The sequence below is a fragment of the Haloprofundus sp. MHR1 genome (genome assembly GCF_005155585.1).
Taxonomy (GTDB): Archaea; Halobacteriota; Halobacteria; order Halobacteriales; family Haloferacaceae; genus Haloprofundus; species Haloprofundus halophilus.
In genome coordinates this window covers 1,613,377-1,629,639 of record NZ_CP039833.1, presented here as the reverse complement: position 1 = coordinate 1,629,639, position 16,263 = coordinate 1,613,377, and the positions used below count along the sequence as shown (strand labels likewise).

The following is a 16,263-nucleotide window of genomic DNA, read 5'->3' as shown; positions in this document are numbered from 1 at the left end:
GGCGGTGTTACTCCGTAATGACGTCGACACTCAGCGTTCGACGCCGACGATATCGAGAATCTCCCGCAAGTCGTCGACGCGGTAGTCGACTGCGGGGCCGCCGTCGGCGCCGTAGGCGACGGTCGACAGCCCGGCGTCGGCCGCGCCCCGCATGTCGTGTTCGTAGCGGTCGCCGACCATCAGCGCCGTCTCCGGCGGGGCGTCCGCGGCCGCGAGCGCCGCCTCGAACATCGCCGAGTCGGGTTTCGTCCGGCCGACCGACTCGGAGGTCGTCACCGAATCGAAGGCGTCCGCGAGCCCGAAGATATCGAAGATGAGCCGCGCCTCGGCGGTGTCGATGTCGCTGACGACGCCGACGTGGTGGTCGGTTTCGGCGAGCCGTTCGACTGTCTCGACCGCCCCCGGATTCGGCCGCAGCGTCTCTCGCTGGACGCGCTCGAACGCGGGAAGCCACTCGTCTGACGGGACCGAGTCGCCGACGACGGCGTCGACGGCGCGGCCGTACGCCGCGCGCGAGGACCGGAACTCGGTCCCCGCGCGTTCCTGGAAGTGGCGTCCGACCTCGGTTCGCCACGTCTCCAGCGCCACGTCGACGGACGTCGGGAGGCCGTGGGTTTCGTCGAGCGCCTCGACGAAGCGTCGATGCGATTCGCGCGCCGAGCCGACGTCGAGGAGGACGCCCCCGATATCCCAGAACACGGCCCGCCAGTCGTTCGTGTCGCCGTTTGGGTCGTCGTTCACGCTCGATAGGTTGGCGGGTCACCGCGATGAACCCTCCGGCAGGTGCGTCGAAAGAGACGACGAGAGACGGACGAACGGAGGGCGACGAACGCTACCGGTGTCGGCAGAACTAATGGGGGTGCCTACCGTCTGTCACGGTAGATGATGTCATCCACGGAGCTGACCCTTCGCCCGTTCTTCTGGCGCGCGACGAGGCTCTTTCCCGAGAAGGAAGTCGTCTCGCGGGGCCCGGACGGGATGACCCGCTACACCTACCGCGAGTTCGGCGAGCGGGCGCGGAAACTCGCCGGAGCGCTGTCGTCGCTGGGCGTCGAATCGGGTGACCGCGTCGGCACGGTCGGGTGGAACACCCACCGGCACTACGAGGCGTACTTCGCCATCCCGCTGATGGGCGCGCAGCTACACACCGTCAACGCCGTCCTCCCCGACGACCACGTCGAGTACATCGTCGAGGACGCCGGCGACGAGGTGCTGCTCGTCGACCCCGGCGAGCCGTTCGAGACCGTCGAGCGACTGTGGGACCGCTTCGACGGCGTCCGCGAGGTCGTCGTTCTGGACGACCACGTCCCGGAGACGGAGCTCGACTGCGTCACCGCCTACGAGGAGCTCGTCGCCGACGCCGAGCCGATGGAGTGGCCCGACCTCTCGGAGGACCAACCCGCCGGGATGTGCTACACCTCCGGGACGACCGGGAAGCCGAAGGGCGTCGAGTACACCCAGAAGATGATCTACAGCCACTCGATGATGGTGGCGACGCCGTCGGCGCTCGGCGTCGACGAGAGCGACGTGGTGATGCACGTCGTGCCGATGTACCACGTCAACTCCTGGGAACTACCGTTCTCGGCGGCGATGGCGGGCGCGAAACAGGTGTATCCCGGTCCCTCGCCGGACGCCGAGACGCTCGCGCGACTCATCGAGGAGGAGGGCGTGACGCTCACCGCCGGGGTGCCGACCGTCTGGATAAATCTGCTCGACTACCTCGACGACCACGACGTCGACGTCAGCAGCCTCGAACGCATCGTCGTCGGCGGCAGCGCCGCCCCGAGCGCCGTCATGCGCCGCTTCGAGGACGAACACGACGTCACCATCGAACACGCGTGGGGGATGACCGAGACGATGAGCATCGGCAGCGTCTCGCGGCCCAAATCGGGGATGCGCGAGTGGAACCGAGAGGAACGCTTCGAGAAGCGAGCCAAGCAGGGACTGCTCTCGCCGGGGATGGAGATGAAACTCGTCGACGACGGCGGCGAGGAGATGCCGTGGGACGGCGAGTCCGCCGGCGAACTGTACGTCCGCGGGCCGACGGTCGTCTCCGAGTACTACAACCGGCCGGAGGCCAACCGAGGAAGCTTCGAAGACGGCTGGTTGAAGACGGGCGACATCGCCGTCGTCGACGAGGACGGCTACCTGGAACTCGTCGACCGGGCGAAGGACGTCATCAAGAGCGGCGGCGAGTGGATTTCGAGCATCGAACTGGAGAACGCGCTGATGGAACACGACGACGTGCTCGAAGCCGCCGTCATCGGCGTGCCGCACGAGCGCTGGCAGGAGCGACCGGTCGCCTGTATCCAGCCGAAACCGGGGGCGACGCTCTCGGCCGACGACGTGCTCGCGTTTCTCGGAGAACGTTACCCGCGGTGGTGGCTCCCCGACAACGTCGTGTTCGTCGAAGAGGTCCCGAAGACCGCGACCGGGAAGTTCGACAAGAAGCGGTTGCGCGACGAGTACGGCGACGCCGACCTCCCGCGCGAACCGGGTGAGAAGGGCGAAGCGGACGGCGACGAACGCAGTGGCGGCGACGACCGGTGACGATGGAGGCGAGCGCACCGTGCGGCCACCGCGAACGCTCCGCGCGTCCGGAGGTGTGACCCCGTGTACTCGTGGGTGAAGCGTTCGAACGTCTACTACGGCTGGTTCGTCGCCTTCGCGTGCTTTCTCGGCGCGACGGTCGTCTTCGGCGTCTCGTACTCCTTCGGCGTGTTCTTCGACCGGATGCTCGTCGAGTTCGGCCGGTCGCGGGGCGAAACGTCGCTCATCTTCGGCGTCCAGACGTTCGTGATGTACGTCGGGGCGGCCGTCGTCGGCGGCTTCGTCGACCGCTACGGGACGCGGCCGCTGCTGTTGGCCTCGATGGGCTTTCTCGCCGTCGGGTTGGGTGGCTTGGCGCTGAGCACGTCGTTTCTGCAGGTGCTCCTGTTCTACGGCGTCGTCACCTCGCTCGGTCTGAGCGTCGTCTACGTCGTCGCCTTCGCGACGGTTCCGCGGTGGTTCGAGCGCCGCCGGGGGTTCGCCGGCGGCCTCGCCAGTTCGGGTACGGGCGTCGGGATGTTGGTCGCCACGCCCGCGGCTTCGGCGCTCATCGTCGCCGTCGGGTGGCGCTGGACCTACGGCGCGTTTCTCCTCGCCGCGCTGGCGATGCTCGCCGTCGCCGCCGCGCTCGTCGCCGACAGTCCGCGCCGCCTCGACGTGAACGCCGACGTGGAGTTCGACGGCGGCGCGCCCGTAGAGCGCGAGGCGATGCCGTGGCGGACCCAGTTCCGCGAGACGGTCGCCGTCGCGCGCACGCCGGCGTTCCTGCTCGTGCTGTTCGGGTGGGTGTTCATCTACGCGTCGCTGTACGTCGTCTTCGCGCACCTCGTCGTCTACACGGCCGACGCGGGACTCGGCCGCGGCGTCGGCGTCTTGGGGCTCACCCTCGTCGGCGCGGCGACGAGCGTCGCCCGCCTCGGCATCGGCGGCGTCGCCGACAGACTCGGCCGGACGCGGGTGTTCGTCGCCTGTTCGGCGACGATGGGCCTGTCGACCGTCGTGTTAGCAGCGACGGAGTCCGCGGCGGCGGTGTTCGCCTTCGCGCTGGTGTACGGGACCGCCTACGGCGGTAACGGCGCGCTGCTGTCGCCGCTCACCGCGGACCTGTTCGGTGCGGAGAACATCAACGTCGTCTTCGGTCTCGTCTCCGTCTCGTTCGCCATCTCGGGACTCTTAGCCCCGCCGTCGGCGGGACTCGCCTACGACGTGTTCGCGAGTTACGCGCCCGCGTTCGCTGTCTCGGGCGCGCTCGGCGTCCTCGGCGCGGCGATGGTCGGCGTCGCCGCTCGGTTGACGACGGACGCGTGAAGAAACTCGATTCGGCCCGATTGTCGGCGTACGCGGCGCGAGCGTTTCGCGCTCGCTGTCAGATAGCAACCTATAGAAGTTCGACGGCACTACTGTTTCAGCAACGCGGGATTTTCGATGCAAACGCAAGACAACTACGACCACGCGAAGATCGAGCAACGGTGGCAGGAGGCGTGGGCCGAGGCGGGCGTGTTCCACACCGCCGACGACGCCGAGGACCCGACGTACGTCCTAGGGATGTACCCCTACCCCTCGGGGAAACTCCACATGGGCCACGTTCGGAACTACACCATCACCGACGCCTACGCCCGGTACCGGCGCATGCGCGGCGACGACGTGCTCCACCCGATGGGATGGGACGCGTTCGGATTGCCGGCCGAGAACGCCGCCAAGGAGCGGGACACGAACCCCCGCGACTGGACGCTCGACTGCATCGCGACGATGCGCGGACAGATGGAGTCGATGGGGTTCGGCTACGACTGGCAGCGGGAGGTCACCACCTGCGAACCCGAGTACTATCGGTGGAACCAGTGGCTGTTCGGTCGGTTCCACGAGGCGGGACTCGTCGAGCGGCGCGACGCCGAGGTGAACTGGTGTCCCTCCTGCGAGACGGTGCTGGCCGACGAGCAGGTCGAGGGCGAGGCCGAACTCTGCTGGCGCTGCGGCACGCCCGTCGAGCAGCGCGAACTGGCCCAGTGGTTCCTGAAGATCACCGAGTACGCCGACGAACTGCTCGACGACATCGACGAACTCGACGGCTGGCCCGCCTCCGTCCGTCAGATGCAGCGCAACTGGATCGGCCGCCAGCACGGCACCCGCCTCACGTTCGAGGTCGGGGGCCACGGCCCCGTCGAGGCGTTCACCACCCGCGCGGACACCGTCTTCGGCGCGACGTTCTTCGCGCTGGCACCCGACCACCCCATCTCGCAGGAACTGGTCGCCGAGGACGCCGCCGTCCGCCGGTTCGTCGAGGAGGAGGCCGACCCCGAGGGCGACGAACCGAACGGCGTCGAGACCGGCCTCACCGCGACGAACCCCGTGACGGGCGAGGAGCTTCCCGTCTTCGTCGCCGACTTCGTGCTGTCGGACGTCGGCACCGGCGCGCTGATGGGCGTCCCCGGCCACGACGACCGCGACCACGCGTTCGCCGAGAAGATGGGCGTCGAGATCCGTCCCGTCGTCGCCCCCGAATCCGAGGAAGGAGAACCGACCCCGCCGGACGTGAGCGAGACGGCCTACACCGAGGACGGCGTGCTCGTCGACTCCGGCGAGTACAGCGGCCTCGACAGCGAGACCGCCCGCGAGCGCATCACCGAGGACGCCGACGCCGCCGAGTTCACCACGCAGTACCGGCTGCGCGACTGGGGAATCTCCCGCCAGCGCTACTGGGGAACGCCGATTCCGGTCGTCCACTGCGACGACTGCGGGCCGGTGCTGGTGCCCGAGGAGGAGCTACCCGTCGAACTGCCCGAGTTCGTCAACACCACCGGCAACCCGCTGGACGCCGCCGAGGAGTGGAAGCGGACGACCTGTCCGGACTGCGGCGGCGACGCCGTCCGCGAGACGGACACGATGGACACGTTCGTCGACTCCTCGTGGTACTTCCTGCGGTACGTCTCGCCGGAGCTCGACGACGCGCCGTTCGACGTGGAGCGGGCCAACGACTGGATGCCGGTCGACCAGTACGTCGGCGGCATCGAGCACGCCGTGATGCACCTGCTGTACAGCCGGTTCGTTACGAAGGTGCTCGCCGACACCGAGGGCCTCGAACACCGCGAGCCGTTCTCGAACCTGCTGGCGCAGGGGATGGTCCAGCTGGAGGGCGAGAAGATGTCGAAGTCGAAGGGGAACGTCGTCTCGCCGCAGCGCATCGTCGAGGAGTACGGCGCGGACACGGCCCGCCTGTTCATGATGCAGGCCGCCCAGCCGGAGCGGGACTTCGACTGGAGCGAGGAGGGCGTCGAGTCGAGCCACCGCTACCTGCAGCGACTCGCGCGGGCGGTGCGGACGTTCGTCGAGACCGAGTACGACGGCGCGGAGGACGAGACGGCCGCCTACGTCGACCGGGAGATAGACGCCACCGTCGCGACGGCCCGCGAGGAGTTCGAGACGCTGACGTTCAACACCGCGCTCCGCGAGGCGCGCGAGTTGACCTCGTTGCTCACGCAGTACCGCGAGACGGACGCACCGCACGGTCCGACCGTCGAGCGCGGCCTCCGGACGGTCGTCAAACTGCTCGCGCCCGTCGCCCCCCACGTCTCCGAGGAACTGTGGGAGTCGCTCGGCGGTGAGGGGTTCGTCGTCGAGGCCGACTGGCCGGAGTTCGACGGCGACGCCGACGAGTTGGCGCTGGCGCGTCGACTGGTCGAGAACACGCGGTCGGACGTCCGCCACATCGTCGACGTCGCCGGTATCGACGACCCCGAGCGCGTCGACGTCGTCGTGGCGGCCCCGTGGAAGTTCCGCGCGCAGGAACTCGCCCGCGAGTCCGACGCCCCGAACGTGATAAGCGAACTGATGCAGGTCGACGAGATTCGCTCGCAGGGCGACGCCGCGGCGTCGTTCGGGCAGGACCTCCAGGAGGAGCGCCAGTCGCTCTCGGAGACGCTCTCGGCGGCGCAGGAACGGGCCGAACTGGAGCGAGCCGCGTGGCTCGTCGAACGGGAGTTCGACGCGGAAGTACGGGTCCTCGGCGCGGACGAGGCCGACGACGACATCGCGCGGAAAGCCAGTCCCGGCCGACCCGCGATCCACATCGACTGAGCGACGCTCCGCGGGAGCTTTTTTAAACGGTCTCGGTGTCGAACGCGGCGTCGACCGCGGACGGGTGGAGATCGAGCGCGTACGGGATGGCGTACGCGGTCGCGACCGCGAGGCCGTTTGCGATAACGGGGGCGAACGCTTCTGCGGCGGTGCTGCTGCCGACGGGTGTGTTCGAGACGAGCCCGAGCGCGACGACCTGGAAGCCGAACCCGCAGCCGACGAGTAAGACGAGCGATTCGACGCGACGCGCGTGCGCTCTCCGGTCGTGCGTTCGGGAAGGCGTCCGGCGGCGGACCCAGGCGACGCCGCCGACGAACGCCGCGAGCACGGCGAGTACGAACGACGCGGTGGGGTCCGGTCGAGCGGCGACGCCGAGCGTTCGGAGTCCGGTCGAGAGGCCGATAATCAGGAGCGTGAACAGAAACGCGGTAGTCGTCGCCCACTGGAGGCCTCCGACGAGTGCGGTTCGGAGCGACGGGCGGTACGAAGTCACGGAGACAGGTATGAGAAGCGTTCACTTATATCTCACGACTTGGAAAGTAGCTCCGAGCGAACTGTCGAGGCGAGGAGAGAGCGTACGACTGACCGGTGTGCGACTCGCTCGGAAACCGAAACAGAAGCGAGAGACGAGACGCGGGAACCGGGGACCAAACACGAAAACCGGAGGGGAAAACGAGCGGGGGCCGAGAGGACCGGCCATCCGAGCGACTCAGTCGATGTCGATTCGGTGGGAGTCGTCGCCCTCGTCGACGGCGCGCTTCGGGAGGTGGACCGTGAGGACGCCGTTGGAGTAGGTGGCGCGGGTCTCGTCTTCGCGGACTTCCTCGGGGAGGCGAACGGTGCGGCTGACGGACTCGCTGCGGCGCTCGCGGCGGATGTACTCGCTGGTGTCGTCGTCGCGGGCCATCTCGCGGGAACCGCTCAGCGTGAGGGTCCGTCCGGACAGCGAGAGGTCGATATCCTCCTTCTCGAAGCCGGGCATGTCGGCGGTGACGACGAACTCGTCGTCCTCGTCGGCGACATCGACGGAGATGCCCGTGGTGTTCCACATCGGTCGGTTCTCCTCGAACTGTCGGTTCATCCCCTCGAACTGCTTGCTCATGCGCTCGAACAGGTCCTCGAACTCGTCGAACGGGTTGGAACGTCGCATCATCTGTAATTCACCGACACCCTATGAGGCGTCCTTCGAATATAAAGATTTCTGGAGCGGAGATAGCAGTTCGCACGATACGGGCACCCTCTACCCGCAATACCACATTTTCCAAAAAATGACTCGTGAACGAATGGCGTCACTCGATGTCGATTCGGTGCCCTTCGTCGTCGTCGGAACGGCGTTGCTTGGGCAGTCTGACGGTGAGAACGCCGTGACGGTAGGAGGCGTCCGACGCCTCCTCCTCGACCGACTCGGGCAGGTGGACGGTTCGAGAGACGCTTCGACGGGTCCGCTCCCGCCGGAGGTAGGCGTCGTCGCGCTCCTCGGCGGTGTCGCTGTGTTCGGCGCGAATCGTCAACTGGCGGTCGCGCACCGAGAGGTCGATGTCCTCGGTTTCGTAGCCCGGGAGGTCCGCGGTGACGACGAACTCGTCGTCGCGCTCCTCCAGGTCGATGGAGACGTCTCTGAGCCTCGACATCCCCGACGACTCGAAGTTCCGACTCAGTTGGTCGAAGAGGCGTTCAATCTCGTCGAACGGGTTGTTTCGGTCCGGCATGACACGTGAGAGTGCGACCGCCGACAGTAAGAGTATTCTCCGTTCGGCGACGGGTCGTCCGCTCGGCGACGGACCGTCTACTCGGCGACGGACCGTCAGCTCGGGGCGTCAGTACAGCACGTGGCGGGTGTCGTACGACCCGAGGCGGCGCACCCAGCCGTTTTTCGCAATCTCCTCGACGTCGGCGACGGCCTCCTTCGCGCGTTGCTCGTACAGTCCGGCCTCGAAGTCGAGGTGGAACAGGTAGTCGCCCAAGCGGTTCCCGCTCGGCCGCGACTCGATGCGCGAGAGGTTGATGTCGCGCTCGGCGAACGCCTCGAGCAGTTCGAGCAGGAGCCCCGGATAGTTGGCGTTGGGGTAGACGACGAGCGAGGTCTTCCCGCCCGCCTCCGAGCGCTCTTCGAGGGGGGCGACGACCAGAAAGCGAGTCGCGTTCGAGGACCGGTCCTGGATATCCTCGGCGAGCACGCGGAGGTCCGACCCGGCCGTGTCGGGGTGGGCGATGCCGGCGACGCGGGGGTCCTCGCGGGCGCGTTCGACGCCGCGGGCGGTGCTGGCGACGGCCTCCAACGACACGTCGGGGTAGTGCTCTTCGAGGTAGCCGCGGCACTGCGCGAGCGCCTGCGAGTGGCTGGCGACCACGTCGAACGACTCGCCCTGCGCGACGAGCGCGTGACGAATCGGCGTGATGAGTTCGCCGACGACGCTCACCTCGCGCTCGGCGAGCGCGTCCAGACTTTCGGTGACGCTGCCTTCGATGCTGTTCTCGATGGGGACGACGCCGCGCCGGAACTCGCCGTCGGCGACGGCGTCGACGATGCTCGCGACCGACTCGCGGAACTCCACGTCGTCGGCGACGGCGCTTGCGGCGCGATGGGAGTACGTCCCCGCGGGGCCGAGGGTGACTGCCTGCATTGCCGCGTTGTTGTCGGGAACGGGGGAAAAACGCGTCGGGTACGGCAGAACTGCCTTCGCGTCTACTGGTCAGCGCAGAACTCGACGAAGTTCCGCAGGATCCGCAGCCCCGTCTCGCCGCTCTTCTCGGGGTGGAACTGCGTACCCATCACGTTGCCCGCCTCGTTGGCGACGACGGCCGGGAACTCGACGCCGTAGTCCGTCGTGGCGACGACGGCGTCGTCGTCCTCGGGGACCGCGTAGTACGAGTGGACGAAGTAGGCGTACTCTCCATCTACGCCCTCGACGAGCGGGTGGTCGCGCTCGACGGAGAGTTCGTTCCAGCCCATGTGCGGCACTTTCTGCCCTTGCGAGAAGCGGACGTTCGTCCCCGGAACGAAGCCGAGACCCTCCACGTCGCCCTCGCCGGCGTGTTCGGCCTCTTCGCTCGTCGTCAACAGCATCTGCATACCGAGGCAGATGCCGAAGATGGGTTGGCCGCGGTCGTCTGCGGCTTCGAGCGCCTCTCGGTAGGGGTCGGCGTTCTCCATCCCCTCGCGGAACGCGCCCACGCCGGGGAGGACGATGCCGTCGGCGTCGGCGAACGTCTCGGGGTCGTCGGTGACGGTGACGTCCGCGCCCGCGCGTTCGAGGCCGCGAACTGCGCTGCGGAGGTTGCCGAGGCCGTAGTCGACCACGACGACGGAGGCCAGCGACTCCTCGGGAGGCGTCGGCGATGTCGTACTCATACACGAACGTAGGAGGGTGAGCGTCTAAGTGTGTTTCCGTCCGAGCGAGCGTAGCCGAGCGGAGACGTGAGAAGAAAAGCCGAGACAGCGAAAAGCTACTTCGTCAGCGACTCGGCCATCCGACGCGGGAAGCCGAGCAGCAGCGTGAGGAAGCCGTCGGGGCTCTCGTCGGCGCGGAGCCGCGAGCGGACTCGCTGGCTGAACATCTCGACGCTGATGATGAGCACGAGGATGACGAGGATGGTCGCCATCATGTTCGTGAAGCTCAAGAGGCCCTGCTGGACCGCCAGCACTTGGCCGAGGCCGCCGCCGCCGATGATACCCAGCGTGACGGCGATGCGGACGTTGATCTCGAAGATGTACAGCGTCCACGCGATGAACGGCGTCGTCACCTGACTCAGCATCCCGAAGGTGATGGTCTGCGGGCCGTTCGCGCCCGTCGTGCGCATCGCCTCGATGGGACCGTCCTCCACCTCTTCGAGTTCGTCGGTGTAGAGGCGGCCGAGGTTACCGATGGTGTCGGTGGCGATGGCTAACACCGCCGTCGCCGGGCCGATGCCGCCGAGGGGGACGTAGATGAGCGCCCACACCAGCGCCGGGATGGCGCGAATCGACGACATCACGCCGCGGAACACGAAGTTCAGCGGGAACGGCGTCACGCGCTCGGAGCCGAGGATACCGAACAGCAGCGCGAGCGGGAAGCCGATGAGCGTGCCCGCAAAGCCCATCGCGAGCGTGATACCGGCCTCGCCGAAGATGGCGAGCGGTCCGCCCGTGGAGGGGTCGGTGAGGCTCGCCTCGGAGTCGAAGATGAGGTTGCGCTCCTCGATGAACGCCCAGTACTCGGCGAAGCCGCTCGGGTCGAGGAAGGGGAACGCCGAGAAGTCGAGGAACGGGAAGTAGTCGGTGAGCGCTTCGAGGAAGTTCGGGAAGTAGCGCCCGAGGTCCGCCTGGAACATCTCGACGGCGTACAGCGCGTTGTAGAAGAAGAACAGGACGACGGCGACGCCGGCGGCGATGAGCAGCCACCTGACGCGACGGCCCCGTTTGATCTCGTCGAACTGCGCTTCGAGGCGCGAATCTCTGTCGGTTCTCGGCTCCGTTTCCGAGGGCGTGTCGGTGCTCATTTCGTCACCGCCTTGCCGTCGGCGTCGTCGTCCGACGCCTCGAACATCCCTTCGGTGTCGATGTCGCCGTAGATCTCGTCGATGACGTCCATCGAGAACTCGTCGCGGTAGCCGTCGAAGACGAGTTCGCCGTCGCGGAGGCCGATGAACCGCTCGCCGAACTTCCGGGCGAGGTTCACCTGGTGGAGGCTGATGGCCGCCGTGAGCCCGCGCTCTTTGGCCGCCTGTCTGAGATACCGCATCACCTGCTGGGAGCTACCGGGGTCGAGGCTCGCCACCGGTTCGTCCGCGAGCAGGATGTTCGGCTGTTGAACCAGCGCGCGGGCGATGCCGACGCGCTGTTGCTGGCCGCCGCTCATCTGTCGCGCCCGCTTTCTGGACTCGTCGAGGAGTCCGACGGTGTCGAGCGCGTCGAGTGCGCGATACTTCTCCTCCGTGTCCTGTAACTGGAGGACGCTCTTGAGGAAGCCGGTTCGACTGAGCGACCCGGTGAGCGCGTTCGAGTACGCGCTCATCTGTCCGATGATGTTGTGTTGCTGGAAGATCATCGCGATGTCCTTTCGGGGGCTGTCGACCGGCGTCCCGTCGACGCGAATCTCTCCCTCGGTGGGACTGGTCAACCCGTTCATACACCGAAGGAGCGTCGACTTGCCGGACCCCGAGACGCCGAGCACGATGACGAACTCGCCCTCCGGTATAGAGAAGCTGACGTCTCTCAGGGCGACGGTGTCGCCGAACTCCTTCGTGAGCCCCTCTACAGTGATATTGCTCATGTTGCTGGTCAAAAATCGTCGATAATCAGTTTACGAAAGGTCTTCGAACTCGAGACCGAGTTCGTCGAGCACCTTCGCGATCGGTTCGTAGTCGTCGATGGTCCCCTCCTGGACGCCGGTGAACCACAGCGGCTCGCCGTCGTAGTCGTCGCCGTGGCTGAGGTCGTCCTCGGAGACGTTCAGGATGGCCTGTTCGACGTCCTCGCGGACGGAATCGTCCCAGTTGCTGCGCGAGACGAGCGGCGCGCGCGGCAGCGGGTCCGACACCGCGAGCAGGTTGAGTTCGGGGTCCTCGGTACCGGCGTTCTCGTACTCCGCGGAGATGTCGACGAAGTCCTGCGACATCTCGTCGAACTGCGCCTTCGGGACGTGCGCGGCCGTCGAGAACGCGCCAGTCGTCGCGGCGGCGACGTCGTCGCGGGCGATCATCTGTTCTTTCGCCGTCGTGTGGTCGGAGTACTCCGCGTCGAAGTCGGCGGCGTCACCGTCGGGCGCGTTGCCGATGTCGAGGCCGGCGTCCTTGAGGATGGTCAGGGGGACGAGCGTTCCGCTCACCGAGAGGATATCGCCCATGTACACCTGTTCGCCCTGCAGGTCGGAGAGCTGACTGATGCCGCTGTCGGTCGTCGTCGTGATGAGCGAGAAGTACTGCGCCGCGCCGTAGGCGACGCGGATGCCGATGACGTCGACGACGTCCTCCCCGGCGATGGCCGCCGAGGGCGAGGTGTCGGCGATTTCGCCCTGGTCGTTTCGGATCGCCTGTAGCGTCGCGGTGTAGCTGTCCGCGCGCGACGGTTCGATGGTGACCGAGGCCTCGGATTCGAGGTACTCGAACATCGGCTGGTACTGTTCGGTGATCTCGACGTCGGCCTCGGCGGGGTTGAGGATGAACCGGACGACCGACTCCGAGTCGGCTTCGCCCGCCGTCGCCCCCGATTCGTTGCCGCCGGTCTGGTTGTCCCCGCCCGCGTCGCCGTCGGATCCGCCGTCGGTACAGCCGGCGAGCCCCGCGATACCGGCCGCACCGGTTGCTTTCAGAAACGTACGTCGATTCGATGCCCAGCCGAACTTGTCGGACATAGAAGAGAACATCGAGTAACTGCATTTAGGAGTTTCTATGTTGTCTATATATCGGCCAGTGTGAAAGACTAGGCAGCGAACGGCGGCCGCGACGGATTTCCGGTTAGAAGTCGCCGAGGCTCGACTGTCCGCCGTCGCCGTCGCCGACGTCGGCGATGTCGGCCGCGCGGGCGATGACCTCCTCGAACGTCTCCTTCTGGCTTCGGTCGTACAGCGTCGCCGCCGGATGCAGACAGACGAGCGCTCGAACGGACTGCTCGCCGATGCGGACGTCCTCGACGGTGCCGGCCTCCTTCGTGACCGCGACCGACCGGTCGAGGAGATGCTGCGAGGGGACTTTGCCGAGCGTGACGACGAGTTCGGGGTCGACGCGCTGCAGTTCGGTCTCTAAATAGCCGCGGCAGTTGGCGAGCTCTTCCTTCTTCGGGTCTCGGTTCTCCGGCGGCCGACACCGGACGCAGTTGGTGATTCGTACGTCGGCGCGCGCGAGACCGACGTCGCGGAGCGCGTCGTCGAGGACGCTCCCCGACCGGCCGACGAACGGCTCGCCCTCGGCGTCCTCGTTCGCACCGGGCGCTTCGCCCAGAAACACCAAATCGGCGTCCTCCGGGCCGGCGCCGTTGACGATTCGGCTCCGCGACTCGACCAGTTCCGGACAGCGCGTGCAGTCGCGGACGCAGAGTCCCTCCATCTCGTCCATAGCGTATCGGCGGTCGGCAGCGTCTTAACTCTCGGTCGTTTCGTCGTCCGCGCCATCGTTTCCGTCGCCCGTGTCGTCCGTGTCGCCCGGCGCCGACGGGTCGACGGCCCACCGACGCGCCCCGCGGGCGGCGAGACGCGCGACGCGGACGGGTTCCGGCCGCCCGCCCTCGAGCGTGAACGCGCGGACGAGTTCGGCGGCCGCGTCGTCGTCGCAGCCGACGGCCCTGACGAACAGCGCCGCGTCGCCGACGACGACGCGGCGACGCGGCGGTTGCGCGCGGTAGATTCGCCGTCGCTCGGCGAGTGCTTCGCCCGAAAACTGCGCGCGGAGCGCATCGTCCAGTCCGGGGCTTTGCTCGAAGGAGACCGACAACACCGGTCGGGAAACGGCCTCGCGGAGCACCCGGAGGTCGACGAGATTGAACCACGCGGGCGCGATGCCCGCGAGAACGAGAACGCGGACGTCTTCTCTGGCGAGCGACTCGCTCAGCGAGACGACCGCCGACGTCGCGTCCGTCCCGCCGACCGCGCAGGTCTCGAATGCGACGCCGTCGACGACGCCGTCCGCGCGCACGACGACGCCGCCGAGGACGCTCCGGTCGTCGCCGTCCGAGAACGCGAGGCCGAGCGCTCGCGCGCCGCGTTTCACTCGCTCTTGATGTCTTTGAGGGTGTTCAGGAGTTCCTCGTTCGACGCACCGATCTCGAACTCCACGCTCCCCTCGTGGTTGTTCTCACTCGTCGCAACGCCGTCTTCTTCGTCGAAGTCGGTGCTGTACTCCTGGTTCTCTTGTTCGGATTCGTCGTAGCTCCCAAAGCCCATGCACGTAAACTTTGCCGATTCACACTGAAAAAGCTCTCGGAATCAGTGAGACACAATGACAACCACGCCGCATTCACCGCTGTTTTCACCGTCGAAACCGAGAGCCTCTGTATGGAACCGATATGCGTCACCAGCGACGCCGAGGAGTTCACCTGTAACGCGTACCTCGTTCTCGGCGAGCAGACGACGCTCGTCGACGCGGGGACGATGCCGGGCGTCGTCGACGCGATTCGAGAACACACCGACGAACTCGACGCCGTCGTGCTCACCCACCAGCACACGGACCACATCGGCGAACTCGACGCCGTCCTCGACGCGTTCGACGCCGACCTCTACGCCTACGGCGACCACCCGCGGCGGACGCACGCGCTCGAACCCGACGAGACGGTCCCCATCGGCGACGAGATGGCGGAAGTCGTCTACACGCCGGGGCACGCCTCCGACCACGTCTCGTTCGTCACCGAGACGAAACTGTTCAGCGGCGACGTCGTCGTCTACAACGACGGCGCGTTCGACGACGGGAGTTTCGGCCGCACCGACATGGCCGGGCAGTCCCGCGAGCGACTCGTCGAGAGCCTCCACGACCTGCTCGACCACCTCCCCGAGACGGTGACGGCGATGTACGCCGGCCACGGCGACGTGTTCGAGGCGGAAGAGGAGGGTGACAGCGTCCGCGACGTCGTCGAACGGGCGCTCGAACGAGCAGAGCGCCGCGAACCGAAGTACCCCGAGCAGTAGCGCCCACTGCGACGACGGAGAGTTATGTCGCCGGAGCACCAGTATCGGACATGACGAACGCGCGGAACCGACGCGGCGACACCGTATCGCTGGGGAGATTGCACTACGTCGGTGTCGCGCTGGCGCTGATTACCGGTGTCATCCACCTCGCGCTCGGCGTCCCGAACGTCCCGAGCACGCTCGGCGTCCTGTTCGTGCTCGCCGGGCTCGGTTACGTCGGCGGCGTCGTGCTCTTGCTTCGCGGCGTCGCCAGACGACCGCTGTATCTCGCCGGCATCGGTATCACCGTCGTCCAGATTCTGGCCTACGTCGCGCTCAACGCCGGGGACCTGTTCAGTCCGGTCGCCGTCGTCGACAAGGTCGTACAGTTGGCACTCGTCGGCGCGCTCGTGGTGCTGTATAGAAGAGAGACCTGAGAGATCAGGCGTTGCGCGGTTCCTTCGACTTCGGTCGAAGGTGCTTGTAGCCGCACTTGCGGCAGAAGTCCGTGCGCATCGGGTTGCGGGCGTTACAGCGCATGCAGATCTGTTTTTCCAGCGTCCGGTTGACGGCGTGCTCGAAGCTAGGCATGCAATCTGCTTCCGGTGCGAGTCGTATAACGCTTGCGAGAACGCGCTCCCGGGCGGAGCGTCGAGACTCAGCGTCTCTGCGTCGTCGCCTCGGTACGTGGTCGCCGAGAAATCGAGTGAGCGTCGTTTACGCGCCCGCTTCCTGCAGCGCCGCCTCGATGTCCTCGCGCTGAGTGACGCCGACGAACCGGTCGACGACGCCCTCGTCGTTCTCGACGACGAGCGTCGGCAGCGAGCGAACCTGATACTGGTTGGCGACGTCCTGCTCCTCGTCGACGTTCACTTTCTCGAAGTCGACGTCGGCGTAGTCGGCCTCCAGCTCTTCGAGAATCGGGTCCTGCGTCTTGCACGGGCCGCACCAGTCTGCGTAGAAGTCCTTGAGTCGAACAGTCATGCTTTCCCGACACGGGGTTACCTATCGCCGCGCATAAGAGTTTCTCACCTGTTCGGCGACCGAACCCGAGCGCCGTCGGCCGACC

At 67.0% G+C, this 16,263-nt stretch carries 19 protein-coding genes; 5 read left to right on the top strand and 14 right to left on the bottom strand.

Features of this window, described 5'->3' with window-relative positions:
- Positions 1–30: 30 nt before the first annotated feature.
- Complete coding sequence (locus tag FCF25_RS08225; protein WP_137048126.1) at positions 31–741, bottom strand: HAD family hydrolase; 711 nt, start codon at positions 739–741, stop codon at positions 31–33.
- A gap of 141 nt (positions 742–882) precedes the next feature.
- Here FCF25_RS08225 and FCF25_RS08220 point away from each other — a divergent pair, with 141 nt between their 5' ends.
- From FCF25_RS08220 to leuS, 3 genes are all read left to right on the top strand, one after another.
- Positions 883–2,550 carry a long-chain fatty acid--CoA ligase gene (locus tag FCF25_RS08220; RefSeq protein WP_137048124.1) on the top strand — a complete coding sequence of 556 codons (1,668 nt, stop codon included), beginning with the start codon at positions 883–885 and terminating at the stop codon, positions 2,548–2,550.
- 63 nt (positions 2,551–2,613) lie between these two features.
- Positions 2,614–3,858 (top strand): MFS transporter, encoded by a 1,245-nt coding sequence (locus FCF25_RS08215; protein ID WP_174786373.1) that lies wholly within the window; start codon positions 2,614–2,616, stop codon positions 3,856–3,858.
- Between the two features lie 117 nt (positions 3,859–3,975).
- The gene (gene leuS / locus FCF25_RS08210) at positions 3,976–6,621 is read left to right on the top strand and encodes a leucine--tRNA ligase (protein ID WP_137048122.1); all 2,646 of its coding nucleotides are present in this window, start codon (positions 3,976–3,978) and stop codon (positions 6,619–6,621) included.
- Positions 6,622–6,643: 22 nt separating this feature from the next.
- Here leuS and FCF25_RS08205 read toward each other — a convergent pair whose 3' ends face one another.
- The 11 genes from FCF25_RS08205 to FCF25_RS08155 all read right to left on the bottom strand — a co-directional run bounded on the left by FCF25_RS08205 (position 6,644) and on the right by FCF25_RS08155 (position 14,477).
- On the bottom strand, positions 6,644–7,114 hold the full coding sequence (locus tag FCF25_RS08205) for a hypothetical protein (RefSeq protein WP_117593261.1): 471 nt from the start codon (positions 7,112–7,114) through the stop codon (positions 6,644–6,646).
- A 216-nt stretch (positions 7,115–7,330) separates the two neighbouring features.
- On the bottom strand, positions 7,331–7,774 hold the full coding sequence (gene hsp14, locus FCF25_RS08200) for an archaeal heat shock protein Hsp14 (RefSeq protein WP_117593263.1): 444 nt from the start codon (positions 7,772–7,774) through the stop codon (positions 7,331–7,333).
- Between the two features lie 136 nt (positions 7,775–7,910).
- Entirely contained in the window at positions 7,911–8,330 is a 420-nt protein-coding gene (locus FCF25_RS08195) for an Hsp20/alpha crystallin family protein (protein ID WP_117593266.1), read from the bottom strand.
- A 108-nt stretch (positions 8,331–8,438) separates the two neighbouring features.
- Positions 8,439–9,245, bottom strand: a complete 807-nt coding sequence (gene pheA / locus FCF25_RS08190) for a prephenate dehydratase (RefSeq protein ID WP_117593268.1) — start codon at positions 9,243–9,245, stop codon at positions 8,439–8,441.
- 62 nt (positions 9,246–9,307) lie between these two features.
- On the bottom strand, positions 9,308–9,973 hold the full coding sequence (gene hisH, locus FCF25_RS08185) for an imidazole glycerol phosphate synthase subunit HisH (protein ID WP_137048120.1): 666 nt from the start codon (positions 9,971–9,973) through the stop codon (positions 9,308–9,310).
- A gap of 95 nt (positions 9,974–10,068) precedes the next feature.
- Entirely contained in the window at positions 10,069–11,100 is a 1,032-nt protein-coding gene (gene phnE, locus FCF25_RS08180) for a phosphonate ABC transporter, permease protein PhnE (protein ID WP_117593273.1), read from the bottom strand.
- Positions 11,097–11,873, bottom strand: a complete 777-nt coding sequence (gene phnC / locus FCF25_RS08175; protein ID WP_137048119.1) for a phosphonate ABC transporter ATP-binding protein — start codon at positions 11,871–11,873, stop codon at positions 11,097–11,099. Before phnC ends, phnE begins: the two co-directional genes overlap by 4 nt.
- 30 nt (positions 11,874–11,903) lie before the next feature.
- The gene (locus FCF25_RS08170) at positions 11,904–12,953 is read right to left on the bottom strand and encodes a PhnD/SsuA/transferrin family substrate-binding protein (protein WP_117593278.1); all 1,050 of its coding nucleotides are present in this window, start codon (positions 12,951–12,953) and stop codon (positions 11,904–11,906) included.
- A 103-nt stretch (positions 12,954–13,056) separates the two neighbouring features.
- A complete protein-coding gene (locus FCF25_RS08165; RefSeq protein WP_117593281.1) occupies positions 13,057–13,653 on the bottom strand; it encodes a uracil-DNA glycosylase family protein in 597 nt (198 codons plus the stop codon).
- A gap of 24 nt (positions 13,654–13,677) precedes the next feature.
- Positions 13,678–14,304 (bottom strand): DUF99 family protein, encoded by a 627-nt coding sequence (locus FCF25_RS08160; protein ID WP_137048117.1) that lies wholly within the window; start codon positions 14,302–14,304, stop codon positions 13,678–13,680.
- Entirely contained in the window at positions 14,301–14,477 is a 177-nt protein-coding gene (locus FCF25_RS08155; protein ID WP_117593285.1) for a DUF5786 family protein, read from the bottom strand. The genes FCF25_RS08160 and FCF25_RS08155 overlap by 4 nt, the downstream gene beginning before the upstream one ends.
- 111 nt (positions 14,478–14,588) lie before the next feature.
- On the opposite strand from FCF25_RS08155, the gene FCF25_RS08150 reads away from it, so the two are divergent.
- Together FCF25_RS08150 and FCF25_RS08145 are read left to right on the top strand one after the other, a co-directional pair.
- A complete protein-coding gene (locus FCF25_RS08150) occupies positions 14,589–15,215 on the top strand; it encodes an MBL fold metallo-hydrolase (RefSeq protein ID WP_137048115.1) in 627 nt (208 codons plus the stop codon).
- A gap of 50 nt (positions 15,216–15,265) precedes the next feature.
- Entirely contained in the window at positions 15,266–15,631 is a 366-nt protein-coding gene (locus FCF25_RS08145) for a hypothetical protein (protein WP_117593289.1), read from the top strand.
- 4 nt (positions 15,632–15,635) lie between these two features.
- Here the strand turns inward: FCF25_RS08145 and FCF25_RS08140 are convergent, their stop codons facing one another.
- Positions 15,636–15,785 carry a 50S ribosomal protein L40e gene (locus FCF25_RS08140; protein ID WP_058580509.1) on the bottom strand — a complete coding sequence of 50 codons (150 nt, stop codon included), beginning with the start codon at positions 15,783–15,785 and terminating at the stop codon, positions 15,636–15,638.
- Between the two features lie 126 nt (positions 15,786–15,911).
- Entirely contained in the window at positions 15,912–16,178 is a 267-nt protein-coding gene (locus FCF25_RS08135) for a co-chaperone YbbN (RefSeq protein WP_117593291.1), read from the bottom strand.
- Positions 16,179–16,263: the final 85 nt, after the last annotated feature.